Below are 14923 nucleotides of genomic sequence, written 5' to 3' on the forward strand. Positions count from 1 at the left end.
ACGCGGTCGACCCAACCCGCCGATGATATCACAACAGGTGCCGAAAAGACAGCAAAAACACCTTTTAAATCAGTGACTTAAATAGGTGTTTTGGGGGCAGTGAAAAGCAGTGTCCTTGCCAGCACAAAGTTGGCGACGGCGCCCGCCACCGATCCCGCCGCGACGGCGACGATCGGCCACGCGTGAAGCGCGGGAAACAGATGGATGGCGAGCACGTAGGCACCGTTGTTGAAGGCGGCGCCGACCAGCATCAGGCCCATCCAATGCAGCCATTCGGAGCGCTGGTCGCGTCCGGATTCGCGGTGCGCGAAGGTCTGGTGGCGGCTCCACCACCAGGTGAAGGTGGCGGCGGCCAGGAAGGACACCACGCGTGCGCTGTAGACGTTCCAGCCCGCCAACCGGACGAGGCCCTGGGCGATGCCGCCGTCGATCGCGAAACCGAGCACGCCACCCACGGCGAACAGCGCGATTTCGCGACGCAGGCGACTCACGGGAACATAATCCGCATCTGCTCTTCGTCGGGCTTCAGGATCACGCCACGCTCGGTGACGATGGCGTCGATCAGCTCGGCCGGGGTCACGTCGAACACCGGATTCCAGGCATCGGCGCCTTCGATCACCGTGCGCGTGCCGCCCACGGACAGCAGTTCGGTGGCGTCGCGCAGTTCGATCTCGATGTCTTCCCCGCTGGCCGTGGCCATGTCCACCGTGGTGGACGGCGCCACCACCATGAACTTCACGCCGTGATGGCGCGCGGCGATGGCGAGCTGGTAGGTGCCGATCTTGTTGGCGGTGTCGCCGTTGGCGGCGATACGATCCGCGCCGACGATCACCCACTTCACCTTGCCGTCCTTCATGAGGTGCGACGCGGCCGAATCGGCGATCAGCTTCGCCGGGATACCGTCGCGGACCAGTTCCCACATGGTGAGTCGGGCACCCTGCTGCCAAGGGCGCGTTTCGCCGGCGTAGACGTGCTCGATGCGGCCCGCTTCCACGCCCGCGCGGATCACGCCCAAAGCCGTGCCGTAGCCCGCCGTGGCGAGCGAGCCCGTGTTGCAATGGGTCATCACGTGCGAGCCCGGCTCGATCAACGCAGCACCCAGCTCGCCCATGTGGCGATTGGCGGCCAGGTCTTCGTCCTGGATCGCTTGGGCCTCGCGCTCCAGCGCGGCGGCATCGGCGCCCGCATCGATGCGCGCCTTCATGCGATCCAGCGCCCACATCAGGTTCACCGCCGTGGGGCGCGCCGCGCGCAGGACGGCCAGGGCCTTCGGCAGGTCGTCGCCGGCTTTCGCGGCCAGTACTACGCCCCACGCCGCGGCGATGCCGATCGCGGGCGCACCGCGCACGGCAAGGTCGCGAATGGCTCGCGTGACGTCATCGTAGGAGACGCAGTCGAACCAGAGCTCCTCGGCGGGGAGGCGGCGCTGGTCGAGCAGGCGCAGGCGGTCGCCGCGCCACTGCACGGCGCGGATGGAGTCGTGGGAGGCGGAGGTGTTCATCCGGCCATTATCCCCCATCCCGCATCCATGTAGGAGCGCGCTTGCGCGCGATCGGTACGGAGAGGTGAGTCGCGCCCATCGCGCGCAAGCGCGCTCCTACAGGTCGGGGTCGGGGTCGGGCTGGTTGACGAAGACCAATGCGCCCAGCAGCGCCATGTAGAAGCGGAATGCGCCTTCCTGGCCGTTCCAGGTCTTCGATTGCCACATGGCGAACCATTCGCCACCGACCACCATGAAACCGAAGAACCAGACAAGGAAGCCGACGGTGCAACCGGCGATCACGAAACGCTTGGCGCGCTGGAAGGCGGCCATTGACTGGTGGCGCGCCACCCACAGTTCAATCGCGCCCAGCAGGAGCAACAAGGCCGTGAGGCCCTCCCCCGCGATGATCGCGACATAGGCGACATGCCAGGCCAGCGGCAACGTGATCGCCCGACCCATCAGGGCATTGCCGGGAAAGGTGGTGTCCATCGACAGCACGTGCTGCACGAAGGCGAAATTCGATCCATAGTCGATCAGGTTGTCGAACGTGACGATAAGGGCAAACAGGGCTAGCGCCAGGGCCATCGCCACCTTGGACCAACGAGAGATCATGCGGATGTCACCTCTGGTTCAACCACTCATGGATGGCCGGGGGCACCAGCTTCTGCGCGCGCCCGGAGACATAGATGCCGATATGGCCACCGGGAAACGCCAGCGCGGTGTAATCCTCGCTACCGATCGCCTCGCGCATCGGCGTGGAGGCCGCAGGTGGTACCAGGTGATCCTGCTCGGCGTAGATGTTCAGCACGGGCTGGGTCACGCGTTTCAGATCCACCTGTCGCTTTCCGATCTGGATCCTGCCCTGCATCAGCAGGTTCTTCTGGAAGAAATCGCGCGCGAACTGACGGAATGTCTCGCCCGCCTGGTCCGGCGAGTCGAAGATCCACTTCTCCATGCGCAGGAAATTTTCCAGTTCCTTCGGGTTATCGAGAATGTCGACAAGGCCGACGTACTTCTGCTGGTTGAGGCGCAGCGGCTTGAGCGTGAGGTACGCGAAATTCATGAGGTCGGCGGGTACGTTGCCGACGGTGTCGACGAACAAGTCGATGTCGACGTTGCGCGCCCAGTGCGAAAGCATGTTGTCCGGCGTATGGAAATCGACCGGCGTCACCATGGTGACGAGGTTGCGCACTTTCTCCGGATGCAATGCCGAGTAGCACAGCGAGAACACGCCGCCCTGGCAGATGCCGAGCAGGTTGATCGCGTCCAGGCCGTGCCGGCGACGCACTTCGTCGACGCAACGATCGAGGTAGCCGTCGATGTAGTCCTCCAGCGTGAGCCAGCGGTCGGCGCCATCGGGATAACCCCAGTCCACCAGGTAGACATCCTCGCCCTGCGCGAGCAGGTTGCGCACCATCGAGCGGTCTTCCTGGAGGTCGACCATCCACGGCGTGTTGACCAGCGCGTAGCAGATCAACAGCGGCGTTTTCGCCGTGGGCGCCTTCTCGCCCTTGAAGTGCCAGAGCGTCAGCTTGTCTTCCGTGTATACGATTTCGCGCGGCGTCGCGCCCAGTTCCACCGGGCCGACGTGGCGGAGCGTCTCCATGCCGGCTTCGAGCTTGCGACGGAACGCTTCCATCTCGGCGCGGGCACGCTCCGGATCGATATGGAAGGGAGCGTCGGTCATCGCGAGGTTTTCCGGGTCGCGGTCTTGCGCGTGGCCTTTTTGGCGACGGCAGCCTTCTTCGGTGCGGCGGTTTTCGTGGGCGCCTTGGCCGGTTTGGCTCGCAGCGTGGCGATCTCGGCCTTCAGCGCCTCGACCTCGGCGGCCAGCCCCTGCATCTGGCGCAATTCGCGGCGCATTGCCTGGAGGCGTTCGCCGAGGCTATCCACTTCCTTGCGGGTGGGCATGCCGGCCTGCGCGGACAGGCGTTCGATCTGGCGTTGCTGGAGCAGCTTCAGGCGCATCTGCGCATTGACCAGCGCCGCGTAGACCTCGCGGAACTCCGCCGATAGCGCGGCCTGCGCGTAGCTCTCCTCCGCCAGGTTTACCCAGCGATCGTAGAGCGAACGCATGGAGTCGGCGTCCGTGGGGGCCTGCTGATGACGCAGCGCCTCGGAGGCCCGGTCGTGCACGCCCTGCAACAGTGTCTGGTAGCGGGTGTACTGCTCGGCGTAGTCGATCCAGGCGCGCAGCAGGGCCTGCTGTTCCTCCTGCTGCTCGCGGGTGATCCCGAAGGCCGGCAGCGACAAGGCCTCGCGAGCCACCTTCGCCCAGTCGTCGAACCGCTCGGTACCCGGCTGGGCACCCGGAGGCGGGCCGAAACCGAACGACGGTGCGCCGGGAGCAGCCTGCCCGAAGGGCGGCGTCCCCATGCCGAAGGGCGATGTCGGGGCTTGCCCGCCCATCACCGAGCGCAGCCAGTCGCCATAGCCGTCCAGGCCGGAGAACAGGCGTCCGACGATATCGGGCGACGGCGTGACGGCCGGGCCGGCCTTGGGATCGAACTGGCGCGCCCAGGCTTCCACGCCATCGCGGACGAAGGCCTGGTACTGGTCGATGAAATCATTGGTCTTTTCGGACATGCGCTAATCGTACCGCGCCTGCCCGACACATGTAGGAGCGCGCTTGCGCGCGATGGGAGCTTGCGACACCTCCCATCGCGCGCAAGCGCGCTCCTACAACGGCAGGGGCAGCGACGAACGGGCATAAAAAAACCCGGCATCTTGCGATGCCGGGCTTTTTAGACCACAGGGGCGATGGATCAGCCCGCGGCGTTCTCTTCTTCGGTGACGGCCTTCATCGACAGGCGGATACGGCCCTGCTTGTCGACTTCGAGGACCTTGACCTTGACGATGTCGCCTTCCTTCAGCTTGTCGGAGACCTTCTCGACACGCTCGCTGGAGATCTGCGAGACGTGCACGAGGCCGTCCTTGCCCGGCATGATGGTGACGAACGCGCCGAAGTCCATCAGCTTGGCGACCTTGCCCTCGTAGATGCGGCCCGGCTCGACGTCCGAAACGATCTGCTCGATGCGCTTGCGGGCCGCTTCGGCGGCGTCGCGGTTGACCGAGGCGATCACGACGTTGCCGTCGTCGGTGATGTCGATGGTGGTGCCGGTCTCTTCGGTGATCGAGCGGATGGTGGCGCCGCCCTTGCCGATGACTTCGCGGATCTTGTCCGGGTGGATCTTGATGGTGAGCAGGCGCGGCGCGTACTCGGACATCTCCGAACGGGCCGTGCTCATGACCTTCGCCATTTCGCCGAGGATATGCAGGCGACCGCGCTTGGCCTGGGCCAGCGCCGTGCGCATGATCTCTTCGGTGATGCCGTCGATCTTGATGTCCATCTGCAGCGCGGACACGCCATCGGCGCTACCGGCCACCTTGAAGTCCATGTCGCCGAGGTGGTCTTCGTCACCCAGGATGTCGGAGAGCACGACGAAGTCGTTGCCTTCCTTCACCAGACCCATCGCGATACCGGCGACGGGAGCCTTGAGCGGCACACCGGCGTCCATCATCGCGAGCGACGAGCCGCAGACCGAGGCCATCGACGAGGAACCGTTCGACTCGGTGATTTCCGAGACGACGCGGACCACGTACGGGAACTCTTCGATCGTCGGCTTGACGGCCTGCACGCCGCGCTTGGCGAGGCGGCCGTGGCCGATCTCGCGACGCTTCGGAGCGCCGAAGCGACCGGTCTCGCCCACCGAGAACGGAGGGAAGTTGTAATGGAACAGGAAGGTGTCCTTCGACTCGCCTTCCGGCGCGTCGATGATCTGCGCGTCGCGGGTGGTGCCGAGCGTGGCCACGACCAGCGCCTGGGTTTCGCCGCGGGTGAACAGCGCCGAACCGTGGGTGCGCGGCAGGACGCCGACGCGGACCGAGATCGGGCGAACGTCGTCGAGCTGGCGGCCGTCGATGCGGACCTTGGTGGCGAGCACGCCGTCACGCAGGGTGCGGTACTCGACTTCACCGAAAGCGGCGCCGATGTCGGCATCGGTCCAGCCGTTGGCTTCGGCGTCGGACGCGATGGCGGTCTTGACGTCGGCCTTCAGCGCGCTGATGACGTCGCGACGGGCCAGCTTGTCGCGGATCTGGAAGGCTTCGCTGAAGCGCGTGCCGACGGCGGCCTTGACGGCGTCGTACAGCGCGGTCTTCGCAGCCGGGGCTTCCCACTTGAAGGTCTTGGCACCGGCTTCGGCGACGAAGGCGTTGATCGCGTTGATCGCGGCCTGCATCTGCTGGTGGCCGTGGACCACGGCGCCGAGCATGACGTCTTCGCTGAGCAGCTTGGCTTCGGATTCCACCATCAGCACGGCGTTGGCCGTACCGGCGACGACGAGGTCGAGGTCGGAGGTCTTCAGCTCGGTGGCCGTCGGGTTCAGCAGGTACTGACCGTTGGCGTAGCCGACGCGGGCGGCACCGATCGGGCCCTTGAAGGGCACGCCGGCGAGGGCCATGGCGGCCGAGGCGCCGAGCAGCGCCGGGATGTCACCGTCGACTTCCGGGTTCAGCGAGACGACCTGGGCGATCACCTGCACTTCGTTGCGGAACTCTTCCGGGAAGAGCGGGCGCAGCGGACGGTCGATGAGACGCGAGGTAAGCGTCTCCTTTTCCGTCGGGCGGCCTTCGCGCTTGAAGAAGCCGCCCGGGATGCGACCGGCGGAGTAGAACTTCTCCGTGTAGTCGACCGTGAGCGGGAAGAAGTCCTGGCCGTCGCGCGCCTTGGGGGCGGCGACCACGGTCACGAGGACGACGGTGCCGCCCATGCTGACCATGACAGCACCGGAGGCCTGCCGGGCGATTTCGCCCGTCTCCAGTGTGACTTCGTGACTACCGTACTGGAATGACTTGGTTACTTTCGCCACTGAGATCTCTCCTCGTCCTGTTTCGTTGGATTAGCGACGCAGGCCGAGGCGTTCGATCAGGCTCTGATAACGAGCGAGATCGCTCTTCTTGAGGTAGGCCAGCAGCGTCTTGCGCTTGTTGACCATCTTGAGCAGGCCACGACGCGAGTGGTGATCCTGCTTGTGCGCCTGGAAGTGATCCTGCAGCGCGGTGATGTTGGCGGACAGCAGGGCGACCTGGACTTCGGTCGAGCCGGTGTCGTTTTCCTTGCGGCCGTAGTCCTTGATGATCTGGCTGGTCTGTTCGACGGTGAGCGACATGTGTATCGATTCCTTAAAAAAGCGGATGCGAGACTTGAGCAACCTCAACGGCCCCCGATGAAGTTGCGCAAGCCTCGCTTTTGATGAAAGCCGTTAAACGAGCACGTAATTGTAACGTCCCCGGAGTAGCGGCAACAAGCCCGGTCAGGGCGCGGGCAGATTGAAGCCCCTGAGAACCTTCAGAATCCCGTCCTCGCCCACCTCTCCCAGGGCCATCAGGCGACCGTCGGCACCCCAGACGCCGCAACGCCCAGCGGGGATATCGGCCAGCGGCACGGGCTGGCCGAAGCCGAGCACGCGGGTCTGGGCAGGATCAAGTTCCACCCGGAGAATATGGGCCAGGCCGGCCTCGACGGGCAGCAGGCAGGCGTCGAGCGGGTCGGGACCTGTCTCGGCGGCGGACCGGAGCTGGTCCAGGGTGATCATGGCCGGGGCCATGAAGGGCTCCACCCAGGTCCGGCGCAGGCCGGTCAGGTGGGCGCCGCAGCCGAGGTTCGCGCCAAAGTCGACGGCCAGGCTGCGCACGTAGGTGCCCGAGCCGCATTCGACGTGAAGACGGACCGTGTCCCCTGCCCGCTCGATCACGTCCAGGCGATAGACATCGACCTCGCGGGCCGGGACATCCACCGCCTCGCCGCGCCGGGCGCGAACGTAGAGCGGAACACCGTCCTGCTTGATCGCCGAGTACGCGGGCGGGATCTGCACGATGTGCCCGCGCAGCGGCGCCAGCGCCGCCTCGATCATGGCGTCGTCCAGCACGGGGACATCCTTGGTCTCGACCACCTCGCCCTCGAGGTCGGCCGTGGTCGTGGTGACGCCCAGACGCACCTCGGCCTCGTAGGCCTTGCGCGAGCCAAGCAGCCAGCCGGCGATCTTGGTCGCCTCGCCGAAGCACAAGGGCAGCAGGCCGGTAGCCAGCGGATCGAGGCTGCCGGTATGCCCGCCCTTGGCCGCGCCCACGAGCCGACGCGCCGTCTGCAAGGCCTGGTTGGAACTCAGGCCGAGCGGCTTGTCGAGCAGGAGGATGCCGTGGATGTCACGAAAGGAGCGGCGATTCATAAGGAGCTAAAGATAAATGTAGGAGCGCGCTTGCGCGCGATGGGCCTGGCGATCAGGTCGTTCATCGCCAGGCCCATCGCGCGCAAGCGCGCTCCTACAGAGTTATTCGTCTTCGGCCGGGGCCGGCGGGACCGGGTTTTCGCGCAGCAGCGTTTCGATGCGCTCGCCGCGATCGACGGACTCGTCGTACTTGAAGCGCAGTTCGGGCACGCGGCGCAGGCGCATCGTGCGCGACAGCTCGCGACGAAACTCCTTGGCCAGCTCCTTGAGCGCCTTGACGGCCTCGACCGATTTCTCGGGCATCAACGCGGTGACCCACACCGTGGCGACGTCGAGATCCTTGGTGGTTTCCACGTCGGAAACGCTCACCGACGGCAAGCCATGGTCGCGCACGGCGGCATGCACCAGCAGGCCGATCTCGCGACGAAGCTCGGCGGAGACGCGGTCGGTGCGTTTGAAATCACGGGACGGCATATCCGCCTCCTATAAACGATAAAAGCCTCCCCGGCGTACCGGGGAGGCGATGGCTTGCGATTACAGCGTGCGGGCGACTTCGATACGCTCGAAGCATTCGATCTGGTCGCCGACCTTCACGTCGTTGTACTGCTTCACGGCGATACCGCATTCGGTGCCGTTGCGGACTTCGTCCACCAGTTCCTTGAAGCGACGCAGCGATTCCAGTTCGCCCTGGAACACCACGACGTTGTCACGGAGCACGCGGATCGGCTTGGAGCGCTTGACGATGCCCTCGATGACCATACAACCGGCCACCGCGCCGAACTTCGACGAACGGAACACGTCGCGGACCTGGGCGACACCGATGATCTCTTCGCGGATTTCCACGCCGAGCAGACCGGACGCCGCCTGCTTCACCTGGTCGATGACGTCGTAGATGATCGAGAAGTAACGGACGTCGAGGCCCGAGGTATCGATCACCTTGCGTGCCGAGGCGTCGGCACGGACGTTGAAGCCGATGATCAACGCCTTGGAGGCCGCTGCCAGCTGGGCTTCCGACTCGGTGATGCCACCCACGCCGGAGGCGATGACGTTCACCTTCACCATGTCGTTGCCGATCTGGGTCAGCGAGTCGCGGAGCGCTTCCACCGAACCCTGCACATCGGCCTTGACCAGGATGTTGAGGGTCTGCTGGCCTTCGCCCTGACCCATCTGGGCCATGATGTCTTCCAGGTGGTTCGACTTGGTGACCAAGCGGTTTTCGCGACGCTTCTGCTGACGCTCGGCAGCCACTTCACGAGCAAGACGCTCGTCCTTGACGGCCACGAAGTCGTCACCCGACTCCGGCACGCCGGACAGACCCAGCACCTGCACCGGGATGGACGGGCCGGCTTCGCCGACCTGCTTGCCCGTTTCGTCGATCAGCGCACGCATGCGGCCGTATTCCACGCCGCAGACGACGAAGTCGCCCTTCTTCAGCGTGCCCTGCTGCACCAGCACGGTGGCGACCGGGCCACGACCGCGGTCGAGGCTCGATTCGATGACCACGCCCGAGGCGCGGCCGTCGGCCACGGCCTTCAGCTCCATCACTTCGGCCTGGATCGAGATCGCGTCGAGCAGCTCGTCGATGCCCATGCCAGTCTTGGCCGAGACAGGCACGAACTGCGTGTCGCCGCCCCAGTCTTCCGGGATGACTTCGAGGTTCGCGAGACCCTGCTTGACGTGGTCCACGTTGGTGTCGGACTTGTCCATCTTGGTCAGCGCCACGATCAGCGGCACCTTGGCGGCGCGCGCATGCTTCACGGCTTCCTGCGTCTGCGGCATCACACCGTCGTCGGCAGCGACCACGAGCACCACGATATCCGTGGACTGCGCGCCACGAGCACGCATCGCGGTGAACGCCGCGTGGCCCGGGGTGTCGAGGAAGGTGACGACGCCACGGCTGGTCTCGACGTGATAAGCGCCGATGTGCTGCGTGATGCCACCCGCTTCGCCCGAGGCGACCTTGGTGCGACGGATGTAATCCAGCAGCGAGGTCTTGCCGTGGTCGACGTGGCCCATGATGGTGACCACCGGCGGACGGCTGACCTTCTCGCCGTCCAGTTCCGCGTTCTGCGTATGCGTGGCGAGTGCGGCTTCCGCGTCGTTGTCGGTAGCGCGAACCGGCGTGTGGCCGAGTTCTTCGACCACCAGCGCGGCGGTGTCGTGGTCGATCGTCTGATTGATGGTCGCCATGACGCCCATCTTGAACAGCGTCTTGACGACTTCGGCGCCCTTCACGGCCATCTTCTGGGCCAGCTCGGTGACAAGGTTGTTGTCACCGATGACCACTTCGCGCACCACCGCGGCGGTGGGACGCGTGAAGCCGTGCGGACCGCCGGACGAGGCGGAGCTGCGCGACGGTTCGATGCGACCGCCCCTGCCCGGCTTGCCACGACCGCCCTTGCCGCTGGAGCGGCGAGCACGATCGGCGTCGGACAGGTGCATCTCGCCACCGGCGAAACGCTTGCCACCGGCTTCGCGATCGTTACGACCGCCACCCGCCGTGTTGCCGCCACCGCCACCATGCTTGGGACGGGCGTTGCCACGCGTATCGTTGGCCGCTGCGACGGCACCCGGTGCCGGACGCGGCGCCGGAGCGGCGGACGCGGCAGGACGAGCGGCCGGCGCGGGAGCCGGGGTCGGTGCAGGAGCCGGGGCCGGCGGCGGAGCGGGCTTGGACACCACGCGCTCACGCTTACGCGGCTCATGGATGCGCGGCAGGATCATGCCGAGCGAGCGCGTATCGAACTTGGCCACCTGATGGGTCGGCGCGTCGTCACCGGCCGACGCGGCGGCAGCCGGCGGCGTGCCAGGTGCGGCGCTACGGGCTTCCGCTTCGGCGGCCTCGGCGACGGCGCGGGCTTCCGCGTCGGCACGGGCGCGCTCGGCGGCGGCCTGCTGCTCGGCTTCGGCCCGGCGACGGGCTTCGGCGGCTTCTTCTTCATGGCGTCGCGCTTCGGCCTCGGCGGCCTGACGGGCCGACTCTTCCGCCGCGCGACGCTCGGCTTCCTCGCGACGCTGCGCTTCTTCGTGCTCGCGCTGGGCCTGCGATTCGGCCTGGAGGCTAGCGGCCTCGTCGTGCTCGGCGTCCACGCCGGATTCCTCGGCGATGGTGCTGCGCTTGACGTAGGTACGCTTGGTACGGACCTCGACGTTGACCGTCTTGGCCGGACCCGCGCCGCGACCCGTGCCCGAGTTCACCTTCAGCTCGCCGACCGTGCGGCGCTTCAGGGTGATCTGGCGAGGCGACGCATCACCGGTTTCGTCGGCAACGGCATCGCTCTTGCCATGCGAGCGACGCAGGAATCCGAGCAGCTTCATCCTTTCGGTGCTGCTGATGGTCTGCTCTTCGCTATTGAATTTCATACCGGCTTGATCGAGCTGCCCCAAGAGCTTCTCGACAGGAGTTTTCATGTTCTGAGCCAGTTGTTTGATCGTCATGTCTGACATGTTTCTTTACTCCGCCTTTCCCGCGCGTACCCACCTTACGTGCCGTTCAGATGACCCGTACGGCTGCCTCCATCCTTGGCGGAAGGCCTTCGACCTTCCTCGGAGCGCCCCTCCGGGGCGCTTCCGGTCCCGCGCTTAGCCACCCTTCTCCAGGCGGGCGATCATCGGTGCGCGCGCAGCCATGATCAGCTGCTTGGCGCGATCTTCGGTCATGCCTTCGATATCGATGAGCTCGTCGACGGCCAGGTCACCCAGGTCGTCGAGCGTCTTCACGCTACGCTCGAGCAGGGCGAAGGCCGTAGCCTCGTCCATGACGTCGAGCTCAAGCAATTCCTGCGACGGGCCTTCGACGTTCTCCTCGACGGCCAGTGCTTCGGTGAGCAGGGCGTCGCGGGCGCGGGCGCGCAGTTCTTCCACGATGTCCTCGTCGAAGCCTTCCACGGCAAGCAGCTCGCCGCTGGGCACGTAGGCGATTTCCTCGACCGAGGAGAAGCCTTCCGAGACCAGGATGCCGGCGATTTCCTCGTCGACTTCGAGCTTGTCCATGAAGAGGCTGAGCGCGGCCTGCTGCTCGGCTTCGCTCTTGGCCGTGACCTGGTCCTGCGTCATGACGTTGAGCTGCCAGCCCGTGAGCTTGCTGGCGAGGCGCACGTTCTGGCCACCGCGACCGATGGCCTGGGACAGCTTGTCCTCGGCGACCGCGATGTCCATGGAGTGCTTGTCCTCATCCATGATGATCGACTGCACTTCAGCCGGCGCCATCGCATTGATGACGTACTGGGCCTGGTTCTCGTGCCACAGGATGATGTCGACGCGCTCGCCGTTGAGCTCGTTGGACACCGCCTGCACGCGCGAACCGCGCATGCCGATGCAGGCACCGATGGGATCGGTGCGGCTGTCGTGGGCGACCACGGCGATCTTGGCGCGATCGCCCGGATCGCGGGCGCAGCCCTTGATCTCGACGAGGCCCTGACCGACTTCCGGCACTTCGAGCTTGAACAGCTCGATCATGAATTCCGGCGCGCTGCGCGACACGAACAGCTGCGGGCCACGGACTTCCGACTTCACCTCGAACAGGTAACCGCGCACGCGGTCGCCGACGCGATGCGATTCACGGGGAATCGTCTTGTCGCGCGGGATGAAGGCCTCGGCATTGCTGCCCAGGTCGAGATAAATGTTGCCGCGCTCGACGCGCTTGACGATGCCGGTGACCAGCTCGCCCACGCGATCCTGGAAGGCGTCGACCACCAGCTGGCGCTCGGCTTCGCGGACGCGCTGCACGATGACCTGCTTGGCCGCCTGCGCCGCGATGCGACCGAATTCGGCGTTTTCGACCTGGTGCTCGATCGAGCCACCCACTTCCACCGGCTGCCCTTCGGCTTCGTCTTCGGCGTCCATGAGACGGATCTGGTAGGACGGATCTTCCATCTCGCCATCGTCGGCGATGATTTCCCACGAGCGGAAGGTCTCGTACTCACCCGATTTGCGATCGATCTCGACCCGGATATCCGGATCCTCGTCGGGGTAGCGCTTCTTGGCGGCCGAGGCCAACGCCGCTTCCAAGGCTTGGAAAATGACTTCGTGCGGCACGCCCTTCTCGTTGGCGACCGCCTCGACTACCAGCAAAATTTCTTTGCTCATTGCCGCTACTCCCATGAGGGGCCCCTGGGGCACCCCGTCGTTTCGTGTTTCGTTATTTGGTTTTCTTCTTGGCGCCCGGCTTGGGCTTCGGCTGCGGCGCATAGCCGAGTGCCACCCAGTCGGGAACCACGCGGGCGCTTTCGACGTCCGCATGTTCGAATTCGAATCGGCCAGCCTCGCCTTCCAGCACAATGTGCTCGCCGTTTACTTCAACGACGTTGCCCTTCAGGCGCCGGCGCCCCTCGATGGGAGCCTTGAGCAGCACCTTCACTTCCTGGCCGGAGACCCGGCCGAACTGCGCCGCCGTGAACAGGGGGCGGTCGATGCCGGGAGAGGAGACTTCCAGTACATAGTTGCCGGGAATCGGATCTTCAACGTCGAGCCACGCCGAGAACTCGCGGCTTGCGGCTTCGCAATCCTCGATATTCACTTCGGGCGGCTGCTCGGCGGCCTCGCGACGCTCGCGTTCGACCTCCGTGACGTCCAGGTACACGCGCAGCGTGCTCTGCCCGTCGGACGGGGAAAAATCGATGCCAAGGACTTCGAGGCCCAGTTCGGCCACGATGTCGGAGAAGCGCTGTGATAGTGCGTTGTTGTCCACGATGCCTGCGATTTTCCGGTCGCCAGAAACAAAAAAAGGGCTCGAGCGGCCCATTCCTTTCGTCGCCGATGTATCCCGACACTCTCCTCCAGCGCCCTCCGCGATGCCCTGACGGCGCTCACAGTGTGTCGCAGGACGCTTCCATGCGCCCAACAAAAAAGCCTCACGAGGAGGCTTTCTTGTAAAAAGAAAGTTCCTGAAACGCCGCGGACACGAAAGCCGGAATATTCGTCATCGGCGCTTTAAGATTCACGAATTCTATCGCATTTTTCTTCCATCGTGCAAGGAGCCCGTTCGGCGCGGGCGCCATGTAACCTCCCGCCGCCTGACGCGTTCTCGGCCTAGAATGGGGCCGGGGAACGAGGGTGACAGGATGGACGCGGCAGCGCATCTGGACGTTCACACGCTGGGCATCATCGGCCTGGCGGTGGGCGTGACCATCGCAATGAGTTTCACCCTGCTCAGCCTTGTGCTGCGCGGGATGGCGGCCCTTCACATCTGGGCAGCCGCCTTCTGGCTGCTGACCCTGGCCGGGGTGGCCGAGGGCTATGACGAGAACGCCGGATTCCTTTCAGCCATTGTCGGCAGCGTATTGATCGCCGTGGCGAACGCCGCGATGCTGATCGGTATCGCCCTACACATCGGGCGCCCGCTGCGCTGGCAGGGGCCCGCCCTGGTGGTGGCGGTCTTCCTGGCGATCCAGATCGGCTTCATGGCGTGGCCACCCGCCCAGGCCGTGGAGGCCACCGTCTTCGGCGCCAAAAGCATCCTCTGGGATGGCTGGATGATCGGGTTGCTCCTCTTCCGGGCACCGAAGGAATTGCGGACGAGCTGCGCCTTCACGGCCTTCGTCTTCATGATCGACACCTTCTTCTATCTCGCCCGTGGTGCAGTCTCGCTATTTCCTGAGACCAACTCCCACGCCTGGATCGCCCAGATGCTCACCACGTCGAACTACCTGTTCGGCATCCTCTGCACCTTCCTCCTCAGCACCGGCTTCACCCTGATGCTGGCCCAGCGCCTGGTCCACGACCTGCGTCGGGTCGCCGAGGTCGACGGCCTCACCGGCCTGCTGAACCGTACGGCCCTGGTGAAGGAATCGGGCCCGAAGATGGCCGTCGGCCGCCACCATGCCGCCCTGCTCTTCGACCTGGACAACTTCAAGGCCGTGAACGACTACTGGGGCCACGCCGGCGGTGACGCCGTGCTAAAGTACTTCGCCGACATCGTGCGCACCGGCGGCCTGCCCGAGCGGGCCCTGTTCTCCCGCTACGGCGGCGAAGAATTCCTGCTCCTGCTGCCCGACGCCAACGCCGGCGGCGCCGCCCTACTGGCCGAGGCGCTACGCGTGCGCATTCAGAACGCCCTGGCGAACTTCGCTGGCGGCACCATCGCCTTCACCACCAGCGTGGGCGTCTCCGTCGTCGTCGGCCCCGAACTCCACCGCCTCATCGAGGCGGCCGACTCCGCGCTGTACCGCGCCAAGAATGCAGGCCGGAATCGGGTCGAGGTAGCCTGAGC

At 65.5% G+C, this 14923-nt stretch carries 13 protein-coding genes; 1 reads left to right on the forward strand and 12 read right to left on the reverse strand.

All coding sequences use genetic code 11. From position 1 onward, the window contains the following. Positions 1 to 77: 77 nt before the first annotated feature. The 12 genes from GAK28_RS04965 to rimP form a co-directional block, all read right to left on the reverse strand. Positions 78 to 491: a GtrA family protein gene (locus GAK28_RS04965; protein ID WP_291775859.1), complete on the reverse strand. Its 414-nt coding sequence runs from the start codon at positions 489 to 491 to the stop codon at positions 78 to 80. Continuing rightward, entirely contained in the window at positions 488 to 1519 is a 1032-nt protein-coding gene (gene mtnA, locus GAK28_RS04970; RefSeq protein WP_291775861.1) for an S-methyl-5-thioribose-1-phosphate isomerase, read from the reverse strand. Before mtnA ends, GAK28_RS04965 begins: the two co-directional genes overlap by 4 nt. A 78-nt stretch (positions 1520 to 1597) precedes the next feature. Further along, positions 1598 to 2095, reverse strand: coding sequence for a DUF2165 domain-containing protein (locus GAK28_RS04975; RefSeq protein ID WP_291775864.1), 498 nt, complete (start codon positions 2093 to 2095; stop codon positions 1598 to 1600). Between the two features lie 7 nt (positions 2096 to 2102). Further along, positions 2103 to 3170, reverse strand: a complete 1068-nt coding sequence (locus tag GAK28_RS04980; protein ID WP_291775866.1) for a class III poly(R)-hydroxyalkanoic acid synthase subunit PhaC — start codon at positions 3168 to 3170, stop codon at positions 2103 to 2105. After that, on the reverse strand, positions 3167 to 4069 hold the full coding sequence (locus GAK28_RS04985) for a poly(R)-hydroxyalkanoic acid synthase subunit PhaE (protein WP_291775868.1): 903 nt from the start codon (positions 4067 to 4069) through the stop codon (positions 3167 to 3169). The genes GAK28_RS04980 and GAK28_RS04985 overlap by 4 nt, the downstream gene beginning before the upstream one ends. A gap of 179 nt (positions 4070 to 4248) precedes the next feature. Beyond that, positions 4249 to 6354: a polyribonucleotide nucleotidyltransferase gene (pnp, locus tag GAK28_RS04990; protein WP_291775870.1), complete on the reverse strand. Its 2106-nt coding sequence runs from the start codon at positions 6352 to 6354 to the stop codon at positions 4249 to 4251. A gap of 30 nt (positions 6355 to 6384) precedes the next feature. Continuing rightward, positions 6385 to 6654, reverse strand: a complete 270-nt coding sequence (gene rpsO / locus GAK28_RS04995; protein WP_291775872.1) for a 30S ribosomal protein S15 — start codon at positions 6652 to 6654, stop codon at positions 6385 to 6387. Between the two features lie 144 nt (positions 6655 to 6798). Further along, on the reverse strand, positions 6799 to 7713 hold the full coding sequence (gene truB, locus GAK28_RS05000; RefSeq protein ID WP_291775875.1) for a tRNA pseudouridine(55) synthase TruB: 915 nt from the start codon (positions 7711 to 7713) through the stop codon (positions 6799 to 6801). A 102-nt stretch (positions 7714 to 7815) separates the two neighbouring features. Next, positions 7816 to 8187 carry a 30S ribosome-binding factor RbfA gene (rbfA, locus tag GAK28_RS05005; protein ID WP_291775878.1) on the reverse strand — a complete coding sequence of 124 codons (372 nt, stop codon included), beginning with the start codon at positions 8185 to 8187 and terminating at the stop codon, positions 7816 to 7818. Positions 8188 to 8247: 60 nt separating this feature from the next. Next, positions 8248 to 11160, reverse strand: a complete 2913-nt coding sequence (infB, locus tag GAK28_RS05010; protein WP_291775880.1) for a translation initiation factor IF-2 — start codon at positions 11158 to 11160, stop codon at positions 8248 to 8250. 135 nt (positions 11161 to 11295) lie between these two features. Then, positions 11296 to 12801 (reverse strand): transcription termination factor NusA, encoded by a 1506-nt coding sequence (gene nusA, locus GAK28_RS05015; protein WP_291775881.1) that lies wholly within the window; start codon positions 12799 to 12801, stop codon positions 11296 to 11298. Positions 12802 to 12853: 52 nt separating this feature from the next. Next, positions 12854 to 13402: a ribosome maturation factor RimP gene (gene rimP / locus GAK28_RS05020; protein WP_291775883.1), complete on the reverse strand. Its 549-nt coding sequence runs from the start codon at positions 13400 to 13402 to the stop codon at positions 12854 to 12856. 373 nt (positions 13403 to 13775) lie between these two features. Between rimP and GAK28_RS05025 the strand changes: the two genes are divergently transcribed. Continuing rightward, positions 13776 to 14921, forward strand: a complete 1146-nt coding sequence (locus GAK28_RS05025) for a diguanylate cyclase (RefSeq protein ID WP_291775885.1) — start codon at positions 13776 to 13778, stop codon at positions 14919 to 14921. The last annotated feature ends 2 nt before the right edge of the window (positions 14922 to 14923 follow it).

This window comes from Luteibacter sp. (assembly GCF_009912395.1).
In the GTDB taxonomy this organism is placed as follows: domain Bacteria; phylum Pseudomonadota; class Gammaproteobacteria; order Xanthomonadales; family Rhodanobacteraceae; genus Luteibacter.

Excerpts from the sequence above, each read along its gene's own strand:
- GAK28_RS04980 (WP_291775866.1), bottom strand. The coding sequence starts at position 3,170 with ATGACCGACGCTCCCTTCCATATCGATCCGGAGCGTGCCCGCGCCGAG.
- GAK28_RS04985 (WP_291775868.1), bottom strand. The coding sequence starts at position 4,069 with ATGTCCGAAAAGACCAATGATTTCATCGACCAGTACCAGGCCTTCGTC.
- truB (WP_291775875.1), bottom strand. The coding sequence starts at position 7,713 with ATGAATCGCCGCTCCTTTCGTGACATCCACGGCATCCTCCTGCTCGAC.
- nusA (WP_291775881.1), bottom strand. The coding sequence starts at position 12,801 with ATGAGCAAAGAAATTTTGCTGGTAGTCGAGGCGGTCGCCAACGAGAAG.
- rbfA (WP_291775878.1), bottom strand. The coding sequence starts at position 8,187 with ATGCCGTCCCGTGATTTCAAACGCACCGACCGCGTCTCCGCCGAGCTT.
- rpsO (WP_291775872.1), bottom strand. The coding sequence starts at position 6,654 with ATGTCGCTCACCGTCGAACAGACCAGCCAGATCATCAAGGACTACGGC.
- infB (WP_291775880.1), bottom strand. The coding sequence starts at position 11,160 with ATGTCAGACATGACGATCAAACAACTGGCTCAGAACATGAAAACTCCT.
- GAK28_RS04975 (WP_291775864.1), bottom strand. The coding sequence starts at position 2,095 with ATGATCTCTCGTTGGTCCAAGGTGGCGATGGCCCTGGCGCTAGCCCTG.
- GAK28_RS05025 (WP_291775885.1), top strand. The coding sequence starts at position 13,776 with ATGGACGCGGCAGCGCATCTGGACGTTCACACGCTGGGCATCATCGGC.
- mtnA (WP_291775861.1), bottom strand. The coding sequence starts at position 1,519 with ATGGGGGATAATGGCCGGATGAACACCTCCGCCTCCCACGACTCCATC.